The 16877-nt window shown below is 66.0% G+C and carries 19 protein-coding genes; 13 read left to right on the top strand and 6 right to left on the bottom strand.

The window, feature by feature from the left end; all coding sequences use genetic code 11:
* Positions 1-51: 51 nt before the first annotated feature.
* Positions 52-2475, top strand: coding sequence for a DUF3772 domain-containing protein (locus tag AC4BCN_RS01450; protein WP_490492413.1), 2424 nt, complete (start codon positions 52-54; stop codon positions 2473-2475).
* A gap of 10 nt (positions 2476-2485) precedes the next feature.
* On the opposite strand, the gene AC4BCN_RS01445 is transcribed toward AC4BCN_RS01450, so the two are convergent.
* Positions 2486-2974 carry a DUF2938 domain-containing protein gene (locus AC4BCN_RS01445; protein WP_490492412.1) on the bottom strand — a complete coding sequence of 163 codons (489 nt, stop codon included), beginning with the start codon at positions 2972-2974 and terminating at the stop codon, positions 2486-2488.
* A gap of 59 nt (positions 2975-3033) precedes the next feature.
* Between AC4BCN_RS01445 and AC4BCN_RS01440 the strand changes: the two genes are divergently transcribed.
* From AC4BCN_RS01440 to AC4BCN_RS01425, 4 genes are all read left to right on the top strand, one after another.
* The gene (locus AC4BCN_RS01440) at positions 3034-3678 is read left to right on the top strand and encodes an ArsR/SmtB family transcription factor (protein ID WP_456148128.1); all 645 of its coding nucleotides are present in this window, start codon (positions 3034-3036) and stop codon (positions 3676-3678) included.
* Positions 3678-4190, top strand: coding sequence for a ClbS/DfsB family four-helix bundle protein (locus AC4BCN_RS01435; RefSeq protein ID WP_490492411.1), 513 nt, complete (start codon positions 3678-3680; stop codon positions 4188-4190). The genes AC4BCN_RS01440 and AC4BCN_RS01435 overlap by 1 nt, the downstream gene beginning before the upstream one ends.
* Before the next feature lie 93 nt (positions 4191-4283).
* Positions 4284-5999, top strand: a complete 1716-nt coding sequence (locus AC4BCN_RS01430) for an NAD+ synthase (protein ID WP_490492410.1) — start codon at positions 4284-4286, stop codon at positions 5997-5999.
* The gene (locus AC4BCN_RS01425; protein WP_070303204.1) at positions 5996-7051 is read left to right on the top strand and encodes a bifunctional nicotinamide-nucleotide adenylyltransferase/Nudix hydroxylase; all 1056 of its coding nucleotides are present in this window, start codon (positions 5996-5998) and stop codon (positions 7049-7051) included. Before AC4BCN_RS01430 ends, AC4BCN_RS01425 begins: the two co-directional genes overlap by 4 nt.
* 25 nt (positions 7052-7076) lie before the next feature.
* On the opposite strand, the gene AC4BCN_RS01420 is transcribed toward AC4BCN_RS01425, so the two are convergent.
* Together AC4BCN_RS01420 and AC4BCN_RS01415 are read right to left on the bottom strand one after the other, a co-directional pair.
* On the bottom strand, positions 7077-7892 hold the full coding sequence (locus AC4BCN_RS01420) for a hypothetical protein (RefSeq protein WP_490492409.1): 816 nt from the start codon (positions 7890-7892) through the stop codon (positions 7077-7079).
* Between the two features lie 115 nt (positions 7893-8007).
* Positions 8008-8910 carry a LysR family transcriptional regulator gene (locus AC4BCN_RS01415; protein WP_490492408.1) on the bottom strand — a complete coding sequence of 301 codons (903 nt, stop codon included), beginning with the start codon at positions 8908-8910 and terminating at the stop codon, positions 8008-8010.
* A gap of 127 nt (positions 8911-9037) precedes the next feature.
* Between AC4BCN_RS01415 and AC4BCN_RS01410 the strand changes: the two genes are divergently transcribed.
* The 3 genes from AC4BCN_RS01410 (at position 9038) to AC4BCN_RS01400 (ending at position 11122) form a co-directional block, all read left to right on the top strand.
* Positions 9038-10459 (top strand): MFS transporter, encoded by a 1422-nt coding sequence (locus AC4BCN_RS01410; RefSeq protein WP_490492407.1) that lies wholly within the window; start codon positions 9038-9040, stop codon positions 10457-10459.
* A complete protein-coding gene (locus AC4BCN_RS01405; protein WP_490492406.1) occupies positions 10456-10860 on the top strand; it encodes a DUF4440 domain-containing protein in 405 nt (134 codons plus the stop codon). The genes AC4BCN_RS01410 and AC4BCN_RS01405 overlap by 4 nt, the downstream gene beginning before the upstream one ends.
* An 88-nt stretch (positions 10861-10948) precedes the next feature.
* The gene (locus AC4BCN_RS01400) at positions 10949-11122 is read left to right on the top strand and encodes a hypothetical protein (RefSeq protein ID WP_490492405.1); all 174 of its coding nucleotides are present in this window, start codon (positions 10949-10951) and stop codon (positions 11120-11122) included.
* Between the two features lie 21 nt (positions 11123-11143).
* Here the strand turns inward: AC4BCN_RS01400 and AC4BCN_RS01395 are convergent, their stop codons facing one another.
* Both AC4BCN_RS01395 and AC4BCN_RS01390 read right to left on the bottom strand, forming a co-directional pair.
* Complete coding sequence (locus AC4BCN_RS01395) at positions 11144-11608, bottom strand: DUF2269 family protein (protein WP_490492404.1); 465 nt, start codon at positions 11606-11608, stop codon at positions 11144-11146.
* Positions 11596-12906, bottom strand: a complete 1311-nt coding sequence (locus tag AC4BCN_RS01390) for an SDR family oxidoreductase (protein ID WP_490492403.1) — start codon at positions 12904-12906, stop codon at positions 11596-11598. Before AC4BCN_RS01390 ends, AC4BCN_RS01395 begins: the two co-directional genes overlap by 13 nt.
* Before the next feature lie 76 nt (positions 12907-12982).
* Between AC4BCN_RS01390 and AC4BCN_RS01385 the strand changes: the two genes are divergently transcribed.
* From AC4BCN_RS01385 to AC4BCN_RS01365, 5 genes are all read left to right on the top strand, one after another.
* The gene (locus tag AC4BCN_RS01385; protein ID WP_128140702.1) at positions 12983-13450 is read left to right on the top strand and encodes a hypothetical protein; all 468 of its coding nucleotides are present in this window, start codon (positions 12983-12985) and stop codon (positions 13448-13450) included.
* Positions 13451-13557: 107 nt separating this feature from the next.
* A complete protein-coding gene (locus AC4BCN_RS01380; RefSeq protein ID WP_436482132.1) occupies positions 13558-13914 on the top strand; it encodes a hypothetical protein in 357 nt (118 codons plus the stop codon).
* 29 nt (positions 13915-13943) lie between these two features.
* Positions 13944-14852: a manganese catalase family protein gene (locus AC4BCN_RS01375; protein ID WP_128140700.1), complete on the top strand. Its 909-nt coding sequence runs from the start codon at positions 13944-13946 to the stop codon at positions 14850-14852.
* Positions 14853-14876: 24 nt separating this feature from the next.
* Positions 14877-15773: a ZIP family metal transporter gene (locus AC4BCN_RS01370; RefSeq protein WP_490492402.1), complete on the top strand. Its 897-nt coding sequence runs from the start codon at positions 14877-14879 to the stop codon at positions 15771-15773.
* 73 nt (positions 15774-15846) lie between these two features.
* Positions 15847-16263, top strand: a complete 417-nt coding sequence (locus AC4BCN_RS01365) for an Imm44 family immunity protein (RefSeq protein ID WP_034752584.1) — start codon at positions 15847-15849, stop codon at positions 16261-16263.
* Positions 16264-16285: 22 nt separating this feature from the next.
* Here AC4BCN_RS01365 and AC4BCN_RS01360 read toward each other — a convergent pair whose 3' ends face one another.
* Positions 16286-16861 (bottom strand): DUF1349 domain-containing protein, encoded by a 576-nt coding sequence (locus AC4BCN_RS01360; RefSeq protein WP_490492401.1) that lies wholly within the window; start codon positions 16859-16861, stop codon positions 16286-16288.
* Positions 16862-16877 lie beyond the last annotated feature (16 nt).

Genomic DNA, 16877 nt, shown 5'->3' with positions numbered 1-16877 from the left:
CGGCTTCGCCGCCGATTCGGCAATTTTTCCCATTTTCAGCCTTAGGTCCGCATGACTTCTTTCCGTCTCCGTTTCTTCCCCTTCCTGCTGGCGTTGTTGCTGGCCTGCTCGCTGGCCCCGCCGCCCGCCTGGTCGCAGCCCGTCGACGATGCCGCCACGGCCGACCAGCGTCTCGATGGCTTGCGCAAGCAGATCACCGGTATCCAGAAGGCGCTCGATGGCGAGGCGGAGCTCGATGACGCGACCTTGTCGCAAATGCGTGCCGATGCCTTGGCGGCCAGCGCCGAGGCGGACAAGGTGGCCGACGCGCTCGCGCCTACGCTCACCAGCGTGCAGGCGCGGCTGGCCGAGCTGGGCAAGCCGGCGGCGGGGATCAAAGACGCCCCCGACGTGGCGGCGCAGCGCAGCCAGCTGGACCGCACCAGCAGCGCGCTCGATGCGCAAGTAAAACTGGCGCGCTTGCTGGCCGTGGAAGCGACGCAGGCGTCGGAGCAGGTGTCGACGGTGCGCCGCGCGCAGTTGCAGGCGCGCCTGGGCGAGCGCACGGCGTCGATACTCGCCGGCTCGTTCTGGAAGCAGCTGCATGCGGAATTGCCGCAGAATCTGCAGCGCTTGCGGGCGCTGGAGCTGGAATTGGCGAACGCGGCAAGCGCCACGCCGTGGTCGGCCTGGGGCGGCTTGCTGGCCGCCATCGTGGCCGTGATCGGCGCCAGCGTCTGGATTTCGCGCTATTTGCTGGTGGTCACGTCCACGCGCGTGCCGCACGGCCGCTTGCGCCGCTCCTTGCATGCGCTGGCCGTGCTGGTGCTGGCGCTGGCCACGCCGGGCCTGGTGGCGGAATTGCTGGCCATGGGCTTGCGCTGGGAAGGCGGCCTGTCCGAAAAGACGTCGACTTTCCTCAGCAGCTTGATCGGCATCATCTGTTTTGCCGGTTTTACGGCAGGACTGGGCCACGCGCTGCTGTCGCCGCGTCGCGTCTCGTGGCGTCTGCTGCCCCTGCCCGATGCGCTGGCGCACCGCATGCGCAATTTTCCATCGATGTTTTCCTTCATCGTCGTGCTCGTGTGGGCGACGGAACGGGTCACCATCGTCATCAATGCGGGCCTGTCGACGGCCGTGGCCGTCAACTGCATCGTCGCCCTCGTGATGAGCACGACCATCGCCTACGGCCTGATGCGCGCCGAGCGCTGCTGGCGCCAGTTGCGCGAGGCAGATCCTGCCACCCTGGTCACGCCCCTGTGGCTGCGCTGCGTCACGGTGCTGCTGTGGCTGGCGCTGGCGTCGAGCGTCATCAGCTTGCTGATCGGCTATGTGGCATTCGGCAGTTTTATTGCCAAGCAAATCGCCTGGGTCATCGTGGTGGTGTGCAGCACGTATTTGCTGACGGTGCTGGTCGATGATATCTGCATGCTGCTGGCCTCAACCCCGCCGCCGCCGGACGCCGCGCACCCCGTGCTGGCCACGCCCAAGGCGCGCGACCAGGCGGCCGTGCTGCTGTCGGGCATCGGCCGCGCCATCGTCGTGCTGCTGGCCCTGATGCTGCTCTTGGCGCCATTTGGCGAAGGTCCGGGCGAGCTGTTCCAGCGCGTCGGCAAGCTGCAGGATGGCCTGGCCATCGGCGAAGTGGCGATCCGCCCGGCCGCCATGATCCAGGCGCTGCTGGTGCTGGTCGTCGGCTTTATCGCGCTGGGCCTGTTCAAGCGCTGGCTGCAAAACAGTTATTTGCCGACCACCAATCTCGATACGGGCATGCAAGTGTCGTTCATCACCCTGTTCGGCTACATTGGCGGCGTGCTGGCCGTGGCGCTGGCCCTGTCGGCGGCCGGCATCGGCCTCGAGCGCATCGCATGGGTGGCGTCGGCCTTGTCGGTGGGTATCGGTTTTGGCTTGCAGGCCGTGGTGCAGAATTTCGTTTCCGGCCTGATCCTGCTGGCCGAGCGTCCCGTCAAAGTGGGCGACTGGGTGTCGCTCGGTGGCGTGGAAGGCGATATTCGCCGCATCAACGTGCGCGCCACGGAAATTCAGCTGGGCGACCGTTCCACGGTGATCGTGCCGAACTCGGAATTCATCACCAAGACGGTGCGCAACGTGACCCTGGCCAATCCGCTGGGCCTGGTGCAGGTCAAGCTGCCGCTGCCGCTGGGCACGGATGCGCAGGCGGCGCGCGCGCTGATCCTGTCCGTCTTTGTCGACAATCCCGACGTGCTCGACACGCCGGCGCCCAGCGTGCAGCTCGACGGCATCGACAATGGCCTGTTGTTGTTCAACGCCACCGGCTTTGCCTCGTCGCCACGCCTGACGTCGGGCATCCGCAGCGCGCTGCTGTTCGAATTGCTCAAGCGCCTGGACGAGGCGCACATCGCCATCGCCAAGCCCAGCACGATGGTGCTGAGCACTGTGCCGGCGCAGCCCGAGGCGCCGGCCATGTCAGCCGTTGCGCCGGCGCTCGCACCGGTACCGCCGCTGACGTGCTAGTCGGCACAAGTCAGCGCACGGTCGACCACAGCAGGGCCGCCAGGTACAGGCCGACGCCGAACGCCGTGTGGGCCATCAGGCTGCGCAGGCGAGCGGCGGGCGGATGCGGCGTCTTGCTGGCGGCCAGACCGGCGCCCATGCCCGGCTGCAAGATGCAAAATGGCGCGGCCACGCTCACGAGGCCCGCCAGCAGCGCCGGCGCGAACGTCGGCTGGCTGACCCACTCCGGTCCCACCAGCGCCAGCAGCACGGCCGCAAACAGCACGCCGATCACGTAGTGGGCCGTCCAGCCCAGGATGGCTTCATCGCGCACGGGCGCCGCCTGGGCAATATTGGTGTGCGTCACGGTGCCGCGCGGCAAATGGCCGAGCCAGCGCCCCACCATCGCAAAGTTCAGCGAGGGGATGCACCAGAAGCGTTTCAAGGCCACTGCCCACACATCCATCACCGCCGTCGCGCCCACGCCGATTGCCAGTGCATCGAGCCAGAGTATTTGCATTGCCGCTCCTAACATTCAATTTATTGCTTGAATGTTATAAGGGTGCTAGCATCGTGTCAATGAAAAATGTCGATATCGAATTCCTCACCGGTTCCGCCGGGTTTGCCCATATTTTAGGCAGCGCGCCGCGTTTGCGCCTGCTCGAGCAGATCGCGCATGGCGAATATGCGGTGGAGCAGCTGGTGGAGTTGACGGGCTTGTCCGTGGCCAATACCTCCCAGCATTTGCAGCAGTTGCGGCGCGCCGGTTTCGTGCAGGCGCGGCGCGATGGCAAGCGCGTGCTGTACCGGCTCGGCAGCGGCCCCATCGTGCAACTGCTGGCCGCGCTGGACGTGTACGCGCAGCACCAGCGCAGCGAGTTGCAGGCGCTGGGCCGCGGCGACCATGTGGAAGCGATCACGGGCGACGAGCTGCTCGAGCGCATGCGCGAAGCCAGCATCACCGTGCTCGACGTGCGGCCCGCGCAGGAGTTTGCCGCCGGGCACTTGCCCGGTGCGGTTAATATTCCGTTTGATGACTTGCAGCGCAGGCTCGGCGAGTTGCCCGCGCACGCAGAGATCGCCGCCTACTGCCGTGGCCCGTATTGCGTGCTGTCCGTGCAGGCCGTGGCGGCCTTGCGCCAGCACGGCTTGCACGCGCGCCGTCTCGGCAGCGGCTACGACGACTGGCAGGCGGCCGGCTTGCCTGTCGTCAAGGCGGCGTGATGGCGGTCCCCAACAACAAGTCGGAACTGATCGAAGCGATTACCAGCACGTATGCGAAACTGGTACAGGAGCTGGCGCGCGTGCCGCCGGCGCTATCGCGCGAGCCCGTGCTGGAAGGGCAAGTGGCGGGCACGCGCATGAGCGTATGCGATCTGCTCGCCTACCTGGTCGGCTGGAATGAGCTGGTTTTGCACTGGCACGCGCAGCTGCGCGACGGCAAACGCATCGAGGACATCGCCTTTCCCGCCGAAGGTTTCACGTGGAACGCTCTGGGAAAACTGGCGCAGCGCTTCTATGCCGACTATGCTGAACTGGGCATGGACGACTTGCTGCAGCGTCTGGAGCAGGCGAAAAACCAGTTGCTGGCGCTGGTCGAAGCGCATGATGACGCGCAATTGTATGGCCAGCCCTGGTACACGCATTACACAATGGGGCGCATGATTCAGTTCAACACATCGTCGCCATATGCGAATGCGCGCACGCGCTTGCGGGCCTGGCTCAAGACCTTGTAGCGGGATCGGCGGGCTTGCACGGTTGCATCAGTACGCTCAGAAAAATTTTCAGGCAGGATAGTGGTTTCAAGCGCAACCAACTGAAAGATCGCCATGCTGACCATCGCCCTCGCCCAGATGAATCCCACCGTGGGCGACTTCGACGCCAATGTCGCCGCCATCATCGCGCGCATGCAGCGCGCCAGCGAGGAAGGCGCGGACCTGCTCGTCTGCCCAGAACTGTCGTTGTGCGCGTATTACCCGGGCGACCTGTTTGAGGATGCCGCCTTCCTGCGCGGCATGCAGCAGGCGCTCGATACCGTGCTGCAGGCATCCACGCGCTGGCCGGCACTGCTTACCGTCATCGGCACGGCGCGGCCCAACTCCGGCGTCGGCAAGCCCCTGTACAACGCCTTGCTGGCCATCCGTGACGGGCGCATCGTGGCCGAATATTACAAGCAGCTGCTGCCCACTTACGGCATCTTTGACGAGGGCCGCCATTTCGAGCCGGGCCCGCCCGGCGCCTGCACCTTGGATATCGCCGGCTGCAAGGTCGGCTTCATGATTTGCGAGGATGGCTGGAATGACGATGGCCGCGCCTACGCCGTCAACCCCTTCGACGCCCTGCACGCGGCGCGGCCCGACCTCGTCGTCAGCATCAACGCCAGCCCTTCCGACATCGGCAAGCGCGCGCAGCGCCACACCGTGTTTGGCGCCGCCTGCAAGCGCGTCAATCTGCCCCTGCTGTTTGTCAACCAGGTGGGCGGCCAGGACCAGCTCGTGTTCGACGGCGCCTCGTTCGCCATGTCGCCGAGCCAGGGCGTGCAATTCGAGGCGGCCCGCTTCGTCGAAGATTTTCCATTGCTGCGCTTTGCCGACGGCCGATTTACGCGTACCGACGGTACCGCGTTTCCCGTGCCCGACCCGGACGGCATCCCCGCCGTGGAATTTGCGCGGCGCCAGATCGTGCTGGGATTACGCGACTACGCGCGCCGCTGCCGCTTTACGCAAGTCGTCGTCGGCTGCTCGGGCGGCATCGATTCGGCGCTGACCCTGGCCCTGGCCGTCGAGGCGCTGGGCGCCGACAACGTCGTGGGCATCACCATGCCATCCGTGTTTTCCAGCGCCGGCTCCGTCACCGATTCCGTCGCCCTGTGCGCCAACCTGGGCATCGCGCTCTACACGCATCCGATACGCGACATCGTGGCGCAATACGAAACCGGCTATGCGCAAGCCTTCGACGGCAAGCTGCAGGGACTGCCGCTGGAAAACCTGCAGGCGCGCGTGCGCGGCACGATCCTGATGGAATACTCGAACGCATTTGGCGCCCTGCTGCTCACCACCGGCAACAAGAGCGAAATCTCGGTTGGCTACTGCACCCTGTACGGCGACACGAACGGGGGACTGGGCTTGATCGGCGACCTGTATAAAACGGAGGTGTTCGCCCTGTCGCGCCATATCAACGCCAGCGCCGGGCGCGAACTGATCCCCGTCGCCGTGCTCGATAAACCGCCGTCGGCGGAACTGGCGCCGGGCCAGCGCGACACCGACAGTTTGCCGCCGTATCCCGTGCTCGATGACATTCTCAAATGGCATATCGAGGGACGCCGCCTGCCGGCGCCAGAAAGCGCGCAGGCGTTGACCCTGGTCGACCAGCTGCGCGAGACGGACGAGGGGCGGATTCTGGTGACGCGCATCCTCGGCATGGTCGCCCGCAACGAATACAAGCGGCGCCAGGCGGCACCCATCATCCGCGTGCGTTCGCGCGCCTTTGGCAGCGGGCGTCAATTGCCGATTGCCGCCCACTACCCCACCGGAGACGACGCATGACCCCATCCTATCCTGCCGACGCGGCCATCCTGATCGGCCGCTTCCAGCCTTTTCACAATGGCCATGCGGGCTTGCTGCAAAAGGCCCTGACGACGGCCGCGCAAGTGGTGGTGGTGCTCGGCTCGGCCTTCCATGCGCGCAGCCCGAAGAACCCGTTTACGTGGCAGGAGCGGGCCGCCATGATCGCCGCGACCTTGCCCGAGGCGCAGCGTGCGCGCGTGCATTACGTGGCCGTGCGCGATTACTACGATGATGGCCTGTGGGCTGACGCCGTGCGGCACGCTGTGGCGGGCGCCGTGCCGAAGGCGCAGCGCGTGATGCTGGTGGCCTGCTTCAAGGACGCCACCAGTTACTACCTGCATCACTTCCCCCATTGGCAGCTGTTGAACCTGGAGATCGACCCTGGCGCGCCCATCGGCGCGACGGCCATCCGCAACGTGCTGTTCGAGGCGGAAGACGTGGACGTGTCGCTGAGCGCCGTGGCGCAGCTGCTGCCGGCGGCCATCGGCCAGTATGTAAAAGCGTGGACCTTGCTGCCGTGGTACGCGCCGCTGGTGCAGGAATACCGCGCCATCGAAGCGTATAAAGCGCGCTGGCGCGCGGCGCCGTATCCGCCCATCTTCACCACCGTCGATGCGCTGGTGCAGACGGGCGGCCACGTGCTGCTCGTGCGCCGTGGCGGCTATCCGGGCAAGGATTTATGGGCGCTGCCCGGCGGCTTCCTGGAACCGCGCGAACGCCTGCTGCAGGGCGCCCTGCGCGAACTGGCGGAGGAAACCCAGCTGGGCGTGCTGGCGCCCACCCTCGTCGAGGCCTTGGTCGGCGTGGCCGTGTTCGACCACCCGGACCGCAGCCAGCGCGGGCGCACCATCACGCATGCGCATTACTTCGATTTGAAGACGCGCCAGCTGCCGGCCGTGACGGCGGCCGACGATGCGGCGCTGGCGCAATGGGTGCCCGTGGCCGCGTTGCCTGCCATGGAAGAGCAATTCTTCGAAGACCATTTCCACATTCTGAACCACTTCCTCAAGCTCACGCACGAGGGGCGCTGAGAGGGGGGATCCCCCTCCCCGCGCGTCAGGACGTCACGCGTTCCCAGCCATGCTTGACGGCCGCCTTGAACTTGTCCCACGCCGATTGCGGATACGTGTGCTCCCACGTGGAACGCAGGTCCGCTTCCACGTCGTCCCATGGGCGGCCCCGGTAGCTGTCGCTGTTCGCCATCGAATGGCCATAGCGGTAGGCGGGATCGTAGTCCTCGAAACGCGCGCCGGTGGTGACATAGGTGGCGCTCCAGTGGCTGCGGTAGTACTGCTCGTCGTCGTAATTGGTGCCGGGCAGGTTGTCGGCGCTGGGATAGCGGCGCACGTTGGCGCCCGCGCTGGACGGCGGCGGGGCCATGTCGGTGGCAAACTGCTGCGACCCTGGCGCCTCGTTCATGCTGCCCTGCTGCGATGACGTATCGGACTGCATGCTGGCACCCTGGCGCATCGCGCTGGCGTCTTGCGGCGCGCCTTGCCAGCCGCCGGCGCGCCAGTGGTCCGCGTGCGCGTCGATGTCGAGCGGCGCGTAGCGTTCGACGATGTCGGTGGCGCGCTGGATGTCGGCGTCGCTCGCCTCTTCCAAGGTCAGCACGACATGCCCGCGCCGCACGGCTTCCGCATAGATGTGGCGGTCGGCGTGGCTGCCGAACAGGTCGGTGAAGAAATGCTTGACGCTGTCGAGCAGGCTGTCGCTGTCGTCGCGGCGGATGTTTTCGGTGGCGGACATGTCGTCACTGCCCGCATCGTGCAGGCGGATGCTGGCGCCGGGGAAGCCAGCCGTGATCAGGTCGTGCCGGGCGCGCTCGGCCATATCGCGCGCGGTGAAAACTGCTGCCAATGTATGTGCCATGATGGTCTCCAATCGGTGAACAACGTCCTGCCAGTGTAGGCCGCTAAAAACGAAAGTGGCGCCCGTTTGCCCCTTGGAAATCGTTGTGTTCAACAAATATTGACCACGTGAAACCTCAGTCCGGCATGCCTACGAAGGCGCGCAAAAAGTCGATAAAGGCGCGTACTTTTTCCGCGATATGCTGGGTGTTCGGATACACGGCATACACGCCCTGCTCCGGGAAGACGACGTCGGGCAGCAGGCGGCGCAGGCGTCCCGCGCGCACTTCCCCCTCCACCTGCCACTGCGGCAGCAGGGCCACGCCGCAGCCGCCCAGTGCAAAGCCCAGCAGGGCCGAGGCGGAGTCGGAATGGATGGCGGCGTCGTCCTGTACTGAAAAGGCGGCGGGGCCATCCGGTGTCTGCACGTCCCAGCGCAGCGGCGCGGCCAGGCGGCTGTGCGCCAGCCAGCGTGCGCGCTGCAGCTCGTCCAAACTGGCGATGCCCTTGGCTGGCAGGCTGGCCAGGTAGGCGGGCGAGGCGACGGGCCAGATCGCATATGGCTCGATCAGCGCGGCGCGGTAGCTCGAATCGTTGAGGGAACCCATGCGGATGGCCAGGTCATACCGACCCGAGATCAGGTCTTCATGCGAGGATGACGACGAATGCTGGATCTGCAGCTGCGGGTGGGCGGCGGCAAAGGCGATCAGCGCGGGGATTACCGTGCGGCTGCCGTATTCGACGGTGGTGGTCAGGCGCAAGGTGCCGCGCAAGCCCTGGTGACCCTGGCGCGCCGTTTCGATGGCACCCTGCGCTTCGCTGAGCACGCGCTGGCAGTCTTCATAAAAGCGCCGCCCCACGTCGGTCAGCGCCAGGCTGCGCGTGCTGCGCGTCAGCAGCGACACGCCCAGCTCCGCCTCCAGCTGTTTCAAATTAAAACTGACGACGGCCTTGCTCTGGCCCAGCACGGCGGCGGCCGCCGTCAGCGAACCGGCATCGACGATGGCGATAAAAATACTGAGGCGGTCAAGACTGATCATGGAGTGAAGTGAGGAGAGATGCGGCTTGCAGGGCTTTGTCAAAATGGATTTGACAGTGTAGTCGGGGCTGGCCCGTTACGCAAATGGCGATGAAAGCTTAAGCTGGCCGTTTGCCATTTGGAGCACCATGGACTATCGCAAAAAGGTCGCGGCCATCTATCTGCTGGGGTTCTTCGTCGACCTGATCAACATGTTCATCACCAGCGTCGCCTATCCCGACATCGGCCATGCCCTGCACGCCTCGGTGGCGCAGCTGGCCTGGATCAGCACCGCCTACATCCTCGGCCTGACCATCGTCATCCCGGCCAGCGCCTGGCTGGCTGCCTGTTATGGCAGCAAAACCGTGTTCATGGCATCGTTGCTAACTTTTTTAGTCGCCAGCATCGGCGCCGGCCTGGCGCCATCGATCGAAGCGCTGATCGCCTGGCGCTGCGTGCAGGGCCTGGGCGGCGGCTTGCTTATTCCGCTGGGGCAAAGCATGACCTACCAGCTGTACCAGCCTGCCGAGCGTCCGGGACTGTCCTCCGTCATCATGCTCGTGGGCTTGCTGGCGCCCGCCCTGTCGCCCGCGCTGGGCGGCGTCATCGTCGACAGCCTGTCGTGGCGCTGGATTTTCTATTTGAACGTGCCGTTTGCCGCGCTGGCGCTGCTGCTGGCCGCCTGCTGGCTGCGCCCCGACCCGCCGCGCGCAGCCGTGCCCCGTCTCGACGTGGGCGGCCTGCTGGCGGGCAGCACGGCGATTTTGCTGCTGTTGCTGGGTTTGACCATGCTGGGCACGCCGGACGAGCTGCTGGCCGGCGCCGGCGTGCTGGCGCTGGGCGTAGCCTGCGCCTGGGGCTATGTGCGCGGCGCGTTGCGCAAATCGACGCCGCTGCTCAACCTGCGCCTGGCCGCCGAACCGCTGCTGCGCATTGCCATGCTCATGTATCTGCTGGTGCCGGGTGTCTTCATGGGCGTGAGCCTGCTGGCCATGCTGTATCTGCAGGGCGTACTGGGCATGTCGGCGTCCAAGGCGGGCGCGCTGATGCTGCCGTGGGCGCTGGCCTCGTTTGCCGCCATTTCGCTGACCGGCAAAAGCTACCGCCGCGTGGGGCCGCAACCGCTGTTCATTGCCGGCGCTCTGCTGCAGGCGGCGGGCATGCTGATGCTGCTGCGCGTGGAGGCGGCCGATCAGCTGTTCTGGCTGGCCGGCGCGTATGCCGTGATGGGCTTTGGCGGCGGCTTGTGCAGCAGCACGGCGCAAAGCACGGCCTTCTTGCGCACGCCGGACGGGCAGCTGAGCCAGGCCAGCGCCGTGTGGAATATCAACCGTCAGCTGGGCTTTTGCCTGGGCGTCGCGCTGCTCAGCGTATTACTCAATGGCTTGCTGGCGGCGCAGGGTATCAGCATCCTCGACGACCCCGCCCAGCATCTGCGTGCGGCGCAGGTGTTTCACTGGTGCTTTGCGCTGGCCGCCGCCTCGTGCTTACTGCCTTTGGCACTGTGCCTGCGCATCGACAACCGCGCCGTTCTCGACCTTTTACATCACCATGGAGTAGCAAAAAAATGACTGCAACGAACCCCTATTTTGACGACGTTTTATCCACGCATGTGCTGATCCGTGCATGGCTTTCTGGCGAGGCGGCGGCGGAAAACTGCGCGCAATTGCTGGCGCGGTTTTCGCCCGACTTTACGATGGTGGCGCCGGGCGGGATGCGGCTCGATCACTTTGGCTTGACCAGGTTTTTCCAGGGCGCTGGCGGCAGCCGCCCGGGCCTTGCCATGCGCATCACGGACTTGCAGCTGATCCAGGAAAGCGCCGCCGGTGCGACCGTCTCCTACCGCGAATTCCAGTCGTTGCCGGGCGCGGAAAACACCGAGCGCTGGTCCACCGTCGTGTATGAAAAAACGCCCGATGGCGCCTTGCTGTGGCGCCACCTGCATGAAACGTGGGCCGCGCGGGCGGATTGATCCTACAGCATGGCGGCGGGCGCGCCGATGGACAATGGCGCTGCGGCGGCTAGGCTGACAGGGTCCCCTCGTTCATCAGGAGCGCCTCATGACCAAGCAAAAATCGCAGGCTGGCCAGAACCGCCAGTCGGCCGGCCCCACGGAAGAAAAAAGCAGCACCGACAATGATGTTGGCAAGCGCGGCAAGGATGCGGCCAGCCATACGAAGGCCGGTTCCGGCAAGGGTGCCGGCGGCGGCAAGAAGCAGGGCCGCAAACACTGACGCAAACCCGGTGATGCGTGTTCAAGCCGGCTTGGCCGTCATCAGGTAAAACACGACGATGAGGGCGAAGAAGGCGGGCACGCCCAGCGCCGTCCAGATACGCAGGTAGCGCCAGTACAGCGCGGGCAAGTCCTGGTCGTCGCGCGCGCTGGCCTGCGCCATGTCGCGCATGCGCATCTGCAGCCACACGACGGGTAGCCAGCAGGCGCCCGCCACCAGGTACAGCACCACGGACCAGACGATCCAGCGGCTGCTCAAGGGATAACCGGCCAGGTGGGCCAGGTAAAAGCCGCTCAGGGGCTGGAACACCACCGTCGTGGCCGTAAACAGCCAGTCGGCACGCACCACGTGGCGGCTGACGACGGCGATGGCGCGCACGTCGCGGCTCAGGCTCGTGAACAACAGGTAGAAGGCCGAGCCGATGCCGGTGCCGAACAGCAGGGTCGACGAGACGATGTGCAGCCATTTGACGATCAGGTATTCCATGGATGTTCCTCCAGTTGGTACAGCAGCCACAGGGCCGCCAGCATGGGCAGGTTTTTCGTCAGGGGGCCGTACGGATGCCAGAGGAATTCTGGCAGGAACACGGCGATCCAGCCGGTATAGAACACGATGAGGGCGGCCTGCAGCGGCCATAGCCAGCGCCGCCACGGCGGACGCAGCGCCAGGGTGGCCATGCCGAGCAGCAGGTCGAACAGGCAGGCGCCCGCCAGCAGCGGCGGTGCCCAGGCGGGCGGCACGCCGCTGCGCTCGAGCAGGTCATAGCTGTCTTCAAGCGGATAGACGCCTGCCGAGACGATGGCCGTGGCGATCCATACGATGGCAATCGACAGGCGCAGCACGGGCAGCAGCCAGTCCAGCTGGGCGCGCACGGCCGCGCCGCGCGCGTCGCTGATGAACTGCGCCACGGGCCGCGGCGCGCGCCCCAGCAAACGCCGCGTGAGCCCCGCATCGGCGGTATTGCCCCGTTCGAGCATGCCCAGGGTGGCGCGGTCCGGCATGGCAAAGCCCAGCAGCCTGGCCAGCAGCAGCACGGGCGGCATCAGCCACCGGGGCAGCGGCACGACACGCAGGCGTCCCAGCCTCATGGCCGCGCGCAGGGCCGCCAGGTAGGCAGTAAACGGCAGCGCCTGCGGCCCCACGACGGGCACGCGGCGCGTCTTCTGGCCTCCCAGCGCGCCCGCGCCGCGCACCAGCGCGACGATCAGGTCGCTTAAGTCGTCCACGTGCACGGGTTGCACCGGCTGCGGCGCGGGGCCGAAGCGGGGATACACGGGCAGGCTGGCCAGCATGCGGAACAGGCGCGCGCTTTCGCCATCGTCGCCATACACGAGCGAAGGCTGTACGATGACGGCTCGCAGCGGCAGGCTGGCGAGAAAATCGTCGGCCGCCTTCTTGCTCAGATGGTAGGGCGAGACGGCGCCTTCGTCGGCGCCCAGGGCAGACAGCTGTATCACCAGCTGCACCTCGCTCTCGGCGCAGGCGGCGAACAGGGCGCGCGGCGTCCGCGTGTGCAGGGCCGCAAACGTCTGCGTGCCATGCTCGGCGATGATGCCGACGCAGTTGATGACGACGTCGATACCGTCCAGGCGCGGCAGCCACGCGGCCTTGGCCGTGTCGCGCGCAAAATCGGCCTCGATCAGGCGCACGCGCGGCCCTTCGCCGCTGCGCGCGTGCGGCGGCGCGCGGCGTGTTGTGCACGCGAGCTGGAAACCTTCGGCCAGCAGCGCGGTCGAAACATGCGTTCCAATGAAACCGCTCGCCCCCGTCAGCAGTATGCGCATCGATGCCCTTTCCTGATGGGAGTTGGATTCGCCTTTTTCGTTTCAGTTCATTGCCGCATCACCATAGGAGACCACCATGCCATCCTTGCCTGCCACCCTGCGTCATGGCGCCCTGTCGGGCAGCCTTGCCTCCCTCCTGTCCGCCGCCGCCCTGGCCCTGTGCGGGCGGCGCGAAACGGGCAGCGTGTTCGCTGCCGTCAACGCCGTCAGCCACTGGCTGTGGGGCGACGAGGCGGCGCGCCGCGACGACGCCTCGCTCAGGCACACCCTGGTCGGCTATGTCATCCACCATTGCAGCGCCATGTTCTGGGGCGTGCTGTTCGAGCGCTATGCGGCGCGCATCCTCGACCGGCGCCGCGTGGCGTCCACCGTCGCGGCGGCGGCTGGCGCCACGGCCGTGGCCTGTTTCACGGATTACCAGCTGACGCCGCACCGTTTGCAGCCCGGCTACGAGATGCGGCTGTCGCGGCCCTCGCTGCTGCTGGTGTACGGCGCCTTCGGCATCGGCCTGGCCGCCGGCGCGCTGTGGCTGCGGCGGCGCTGAGGCGCTGCGCGAGTCACTTTCCTACACGCCGGCCCGCCGCGCGCCTATCTTGCCGGCCGCTGCGCGCCAGTAGCATGGAACTTCATCCACCAACCGAGGAGAAGCGCATGCAGGACGAACACGGCAACACCCCGCAGCATCCCGCCGACCAGGGGCGCAACACGCGCATGGACAAGACCGATGCCGATAAGGCCAAGGGCGATGCGTATGCGAACCAGGGCGGCGGCAAGCTGGCCAGCGGCAATGCCAACAGCGGCCACTGGGCAAATGACGTCATCACGCCGCAGGGCGGGCCCGACCCGGTGGAGCAGGAAAACCTGCCCACCCTGACGCAGCCCGATGGCAATGCCCACGTCAAGGGCGCGGCGCAGCGGCCGCAAAGCGAAGCGGGCAAGCTGGCCGATGACCGGCCGGGCCGCAACGAGTCGAAGGACATCCACAGATCACTGAATCAGCACGAGTAGGCCGGCGTGCTGCGAACGAGGAGAACCCCATGTTTGCACACAACAAGCGACTGCAATACACGGTCAGGGTGGAGCAGCCCAATCCCGGGCTGGCCAACCTGATGCTGGAACAATTCGGCGGCCCGCAGGGCGAGCTGGCCGCCGCCTGCCGCTACTTTACGCAAGCCTTGTCCGAGGACGATCCGGGCCGCAAGGACATGCTGTTCGATATCGCCACGGAAGAACTGAGCCACCTGGAAGTGATCGGCAACATCGTCGTCATGCTCAACAAGGGCGCCAAGGGCCGGCTGGCCGAGGGCGTTGACCAGGCGGCGGAGCTGTACCGCAATATCACGGGCGCGGGCAACGACAGCCATGTGACGCAGGTGCTGTACGGCGGCGGCGCACCCCTGGTCAACTCGGCCGGCGTGCCGTGGACGGCCGCCTACATCGACACCATCGGCGAACCGACGGCCGACCTGCGCTCGAATATCGCCGCCGAGGCGCGCGCCAAGATCGTCTACGAGCGCCTGATCAACCTGACGGACGACCCGGGCGTGAAGGAAGCGCTGGGTTTCCTGATGACGCGCGAAGTGGCGCACCAGAAGTCGTTTGAAAAAGCCCTGTATTCGATCGAGCCCAATTTCCCGCCGGGCAAACTGCCGGGCGACCCGCAATATGCGGACGTGTATTTCAATATGTCGCAGGGGCCGGGCGAGGAACGGGGGCCGTGGAACCAGGGGGGCAAGTGGCAGTATGTGTCCGACCCGCGCCAGCAGATGGCCGTCGATGGCGGCACGGGCGAGGCGGAAGTGAAATTGCCGCAGGACGAGCTGGCCACCGTGCAGCAAATGGCTGCGCGCACGGCGTCGAATCCCGATGCCGACCCGCTGACGGGCGCGGAGCTGGGGATGCGGCCCAACGGGCGCGATGGCGGCACCTCGTCCATGCCCTTGTAGCGCAGCTGGCCGGGCACCACCAGCGTGAACACGCCGCGCGCGCTGCAGGCCCTGGCCAGGCATTGGTCCTGGCCCCATGCACTGGGCTTTGCCCTGTGCGGCGGTGCTGCTCTGTGCTTGTTGTACGCGTTGGCAGCCCAGCTGACGCTGCGCCATGCCCATCTGGCGCCGGCCCTGATCGGCGGCGCCATGGCGGCCGGTGCCACGGCACTCGGTACCGTGCCCGTGCTGCTGTCGCACAAATTTTCGCAACGCAGCTACGACTGCTTCCTCGGTTTTGGCGCGGGCGTGATGCTGGCGGCCACCGCATTTTCTCTGGTGCTACCGGCGCTGGCGGCGGCCAGGCAGCGCGTGGCAACGCCCATGGACGCCAGCCTGCTGGTGGCCTTTGCCATGGGACTGGGCATGCTGCTGATCGTGGCGCTCAACCTGGTGGTGCGCGAACGCGTGCAGCACGGCGCGCCCGTCGCCGCCAGCAGCCTGAAAAGAGTGTGGATTTTTGTGTTTGCCGTCACCTTGCACAACCTGCCCGAGGGACTGGCGATCGGCGTCGGCTATGCGGGCATCGACCTGGAAAGCGCCAATGCGCTGGCGGCCGGCATCGCCATCCAGGATGTGCCCGAAGGCCTGGTCGTGGCGCTGGCGCTGCGCAGCGTGGGATACGGCCGGCGTCTGTCGGTGGCCATGGGCGCCGCCTCCGGCCTGGTTGAACCGGTGGCGGCGCTTGCAGGCCTGGCCCTGATCGGCCTCTCGTCCGCCCTGCTGCCGTGGGGCTTGGCGGCGGCGGCCGGCGCCATGCTGTTCGTTATCGTGCACGACGCCATTCCCGAGGCGCACCGCAGCGGCAATGGCGGTTTTTCCAGTATCGCGCTGGTGTTCGGTTTTCTGCTGATGATGGTGCTTGATACGGCCTTGAGCTGATGGCACTGTGCGTGTGCGCTGCCGGGAGGTCGATGTGCGTATCATGGGCTTCTTGCACTCGGAGAAAACAAAGATGCGCATAGACACGACATCGGACTCGCCCAGCTGGACCAAGGTCTTTGACATTGGTCATGAACTGCGGCAGCTTGGTCCCTTGATGGAAGAAAAATATCCTGCCCTCGACTGGGAATTGTTTGTGTGCCTGCGCTGCGTGCCGAAAGACTTGCAGAGAAAAACCTTTTGCCGCTACTACGCCAGCGACAACATGTTCGGCCTCGATATCGCCATGGACGAGGAAGACTTCGTGCCGGTGAAAAAAGACACGCCGGGACAACGCAAATTGATCGGCGCCGCTTTCTTCACATTTTTTGCAGCCAGCATCCGGAAATACGAGAAAAAACTCCCGGGACTCCAGCCGGTTTCAGCACAACTGACAGCCGACGTGCGGCAATGGTGTGTCGAGAATCAGTGGCTCGATTCCGCCGCCTGATCCACCACGCACGCACGGCCACTCAACTGAGATCGTGCAAATCCTTTTGCAGTGCCGGGACCGGTGGAAACTGCGAAAACACGACTTCGAGCCCCGCGCGTTCCGGCGTGCAGCACATGGGGCCGACCAGGTAGCGCGATGCCACGGGAAATGGCGCCAGGCGCAGCAGCGGCCACAGCTTGCCATCGGTCGAATACTGCACGCGGATGGCGCCCTTTTCTACCGTCACGCGCAGCCAGAAACCGTCCGGCATGGCGGGCGCCAGGCTGACGGCCCAATCCGATGTGTCCACCGTCAGCACGGTGCTCAATAGCAGCTGGCCGTCGGAAAATTCGACGCCGCACTTGATCCAGTTTTCCGCATCGATGCGCACCATCAGGCCCGCCTGGTCGTACAGCGCTGCGTACTGCGCCGACACATGCAGCTGCGCCGTGAAATCTCCTTCGATGCCGGTGCCGAAAAAGTGGCCGCTGTCGCGGATAAAACCGTACGAGGTCTTGCGCCAGAAATCCGTGTTGGCGTCCGTTGTCACGCGCAATTGCGCGCCATCGGCGGACCAATTTTCCGGTGCATTGAGCCAGCTGCCTTGCGTGAACATCGTATCTCCTTTTGAT

The organism is Janthinobacterium sp. Bl 1, from assembly GCF_058215535.1.
This window is presented reverse-complemented; position numbering and strand designations above follow the sequence as displayed.

What these genes read in the sequence shown, in the direction of transcription:
- AC4BCN_RS01410 (WP_490492407.1), top strand. Translation starts at nt 9,038, where the DNA reads ATGGACTATCGCAAAAAGGTCGCGGCCATCTATCTGCTGGGGTTCTTC.
- AC4BCN_RS01365 (WP_034752584.1), top strand. Translation starts at nt 15,847, where the DNA reads ATGCGCATAGACACGACATCGGACTCGCCCAGCTGGACCAAGGTCTTT.
- AC4BCN_RS01420 (WP_490492409.1), bottom strand. Translation starts at nt 7,892, where the DNA reads ATGGCACATACATTGGCAGCAGTTTTCACCGCGCGCGATATGGCCGAG.
- AC4BCN_RS01425 (WP_070303204.1), top strand. Translation starts at nt 5,996, where the DNA reads ATGACCCCATCCTATCCTGCCGACGCGGCCATCCTGATCGGCCGCTTC.
- AC4BCN_RS01395 (WP_490492404.1), bottom strand. Translation starts at nt 11,608, where the DNA reads ATGGAATACCTGATCGTCAAATGGCTGCACATCGTCTCGTCGACCCTG.
- AC4BCN_RS01385 (WP_128140702.1), top strand. Translation starts at nt 12,983, where the DNA reads ATGCCATCCTTGCCTGCCACCCTGCGTCATGGCGCCCTGTCGGGCAGC.
- AC4BCN_RS01360 (WP_490492401.1), bottom strand. Translation starts at nt 16,861, where the DNA reads ATGTTCACGCAAGGCAGCTGGCTCAATGCACCGGAAAATTGGTCCGCC.
- AC4BCN_RS01450 (WP_490492413.1), top strand. Translation starts at nt 52, where the DNA reads ATGACTTCTTTCCGTCTCCGTTTCTTCCCCTTCCTGCTGGCGTTGTTG.
- AC4BCN_RS01375 (WP_128140700.1), top strand. Translation starts at nt 13,944, where the DNA reads ATGTTTGCACACAACAAGCGACTGCAATACACGGTCAGGGTGGAGCAG.
- AC4BCN_RS01440 (WP_456148128.1), top strand. Translation starts at nt 3,034, where the DNA reads ATGAAAAATGTCGATATCGAATTCCTCACCGGTTCCGCCGGGTTTGCC.
- AC4BCN_RS01435 (WP_490492411.1), top strand. Translation starts at nt 3,678, where the DNA reads ATGGCGGTCCCCAACAACAAGTCGGAACTGATCGAAGCGATTACCAGC.
- AC4BCN_RS01430 (WP_490492410.1), top strand. Translation starts at nt 4,284, where the DNA reads ATGCTGACCATCGCCCTCGCCCAGATGAATCCCACCGTGGGCGACTTC.
- AC4BCN_RS01405 (WP_490492406.1), top strand. Translation starts at nt 10,456, where the DNA reads ATGACTGCAACGAACCCCTATTTTGACGACGTTTTATCCACGCATGTG.
- AC4BCN_RS01400 (WP_490492405.1), top strand. Translation starts at nt 10,949, where the DNA reads ATGACCAAGCAAAAATCGCAGGCTGGCCAGAACCGCCAGTCGGCCGGC.
- AC4BCN_RS01380 (WP_436482132.1), top strand. Translation starts at nt 13,558, where the DNA reads ATGCAGGACGAACACGGCAACACCCCGCAGCATCCCGCCGACCAGGGG.
- AC4BCN_RS01390 (WP_490492403.1), bottom strand. Translation starts at nt 12,906, where the DNA reads ATGCGCATACTGCTGACGGGGGCGAGCGGTTTCATTGGAACGCATGTT.
- AC4BCN_RS01415 (WP_490492408.1), bottom strand. Translation starts at nt 8,910, where the DNA reads ATGATCAGTCTTGACCGCCTCAGTATTTTTATCGCCATCGTCGATGCC.
- AC4BCN_RS01445 (WP_490492412.1), bottom strand. Translation starts at nt 2,974, where the DNA reads ATGCAAATACTCTGGCTCGATGCACTGGCAATCGGCGTGGGCGCGACG.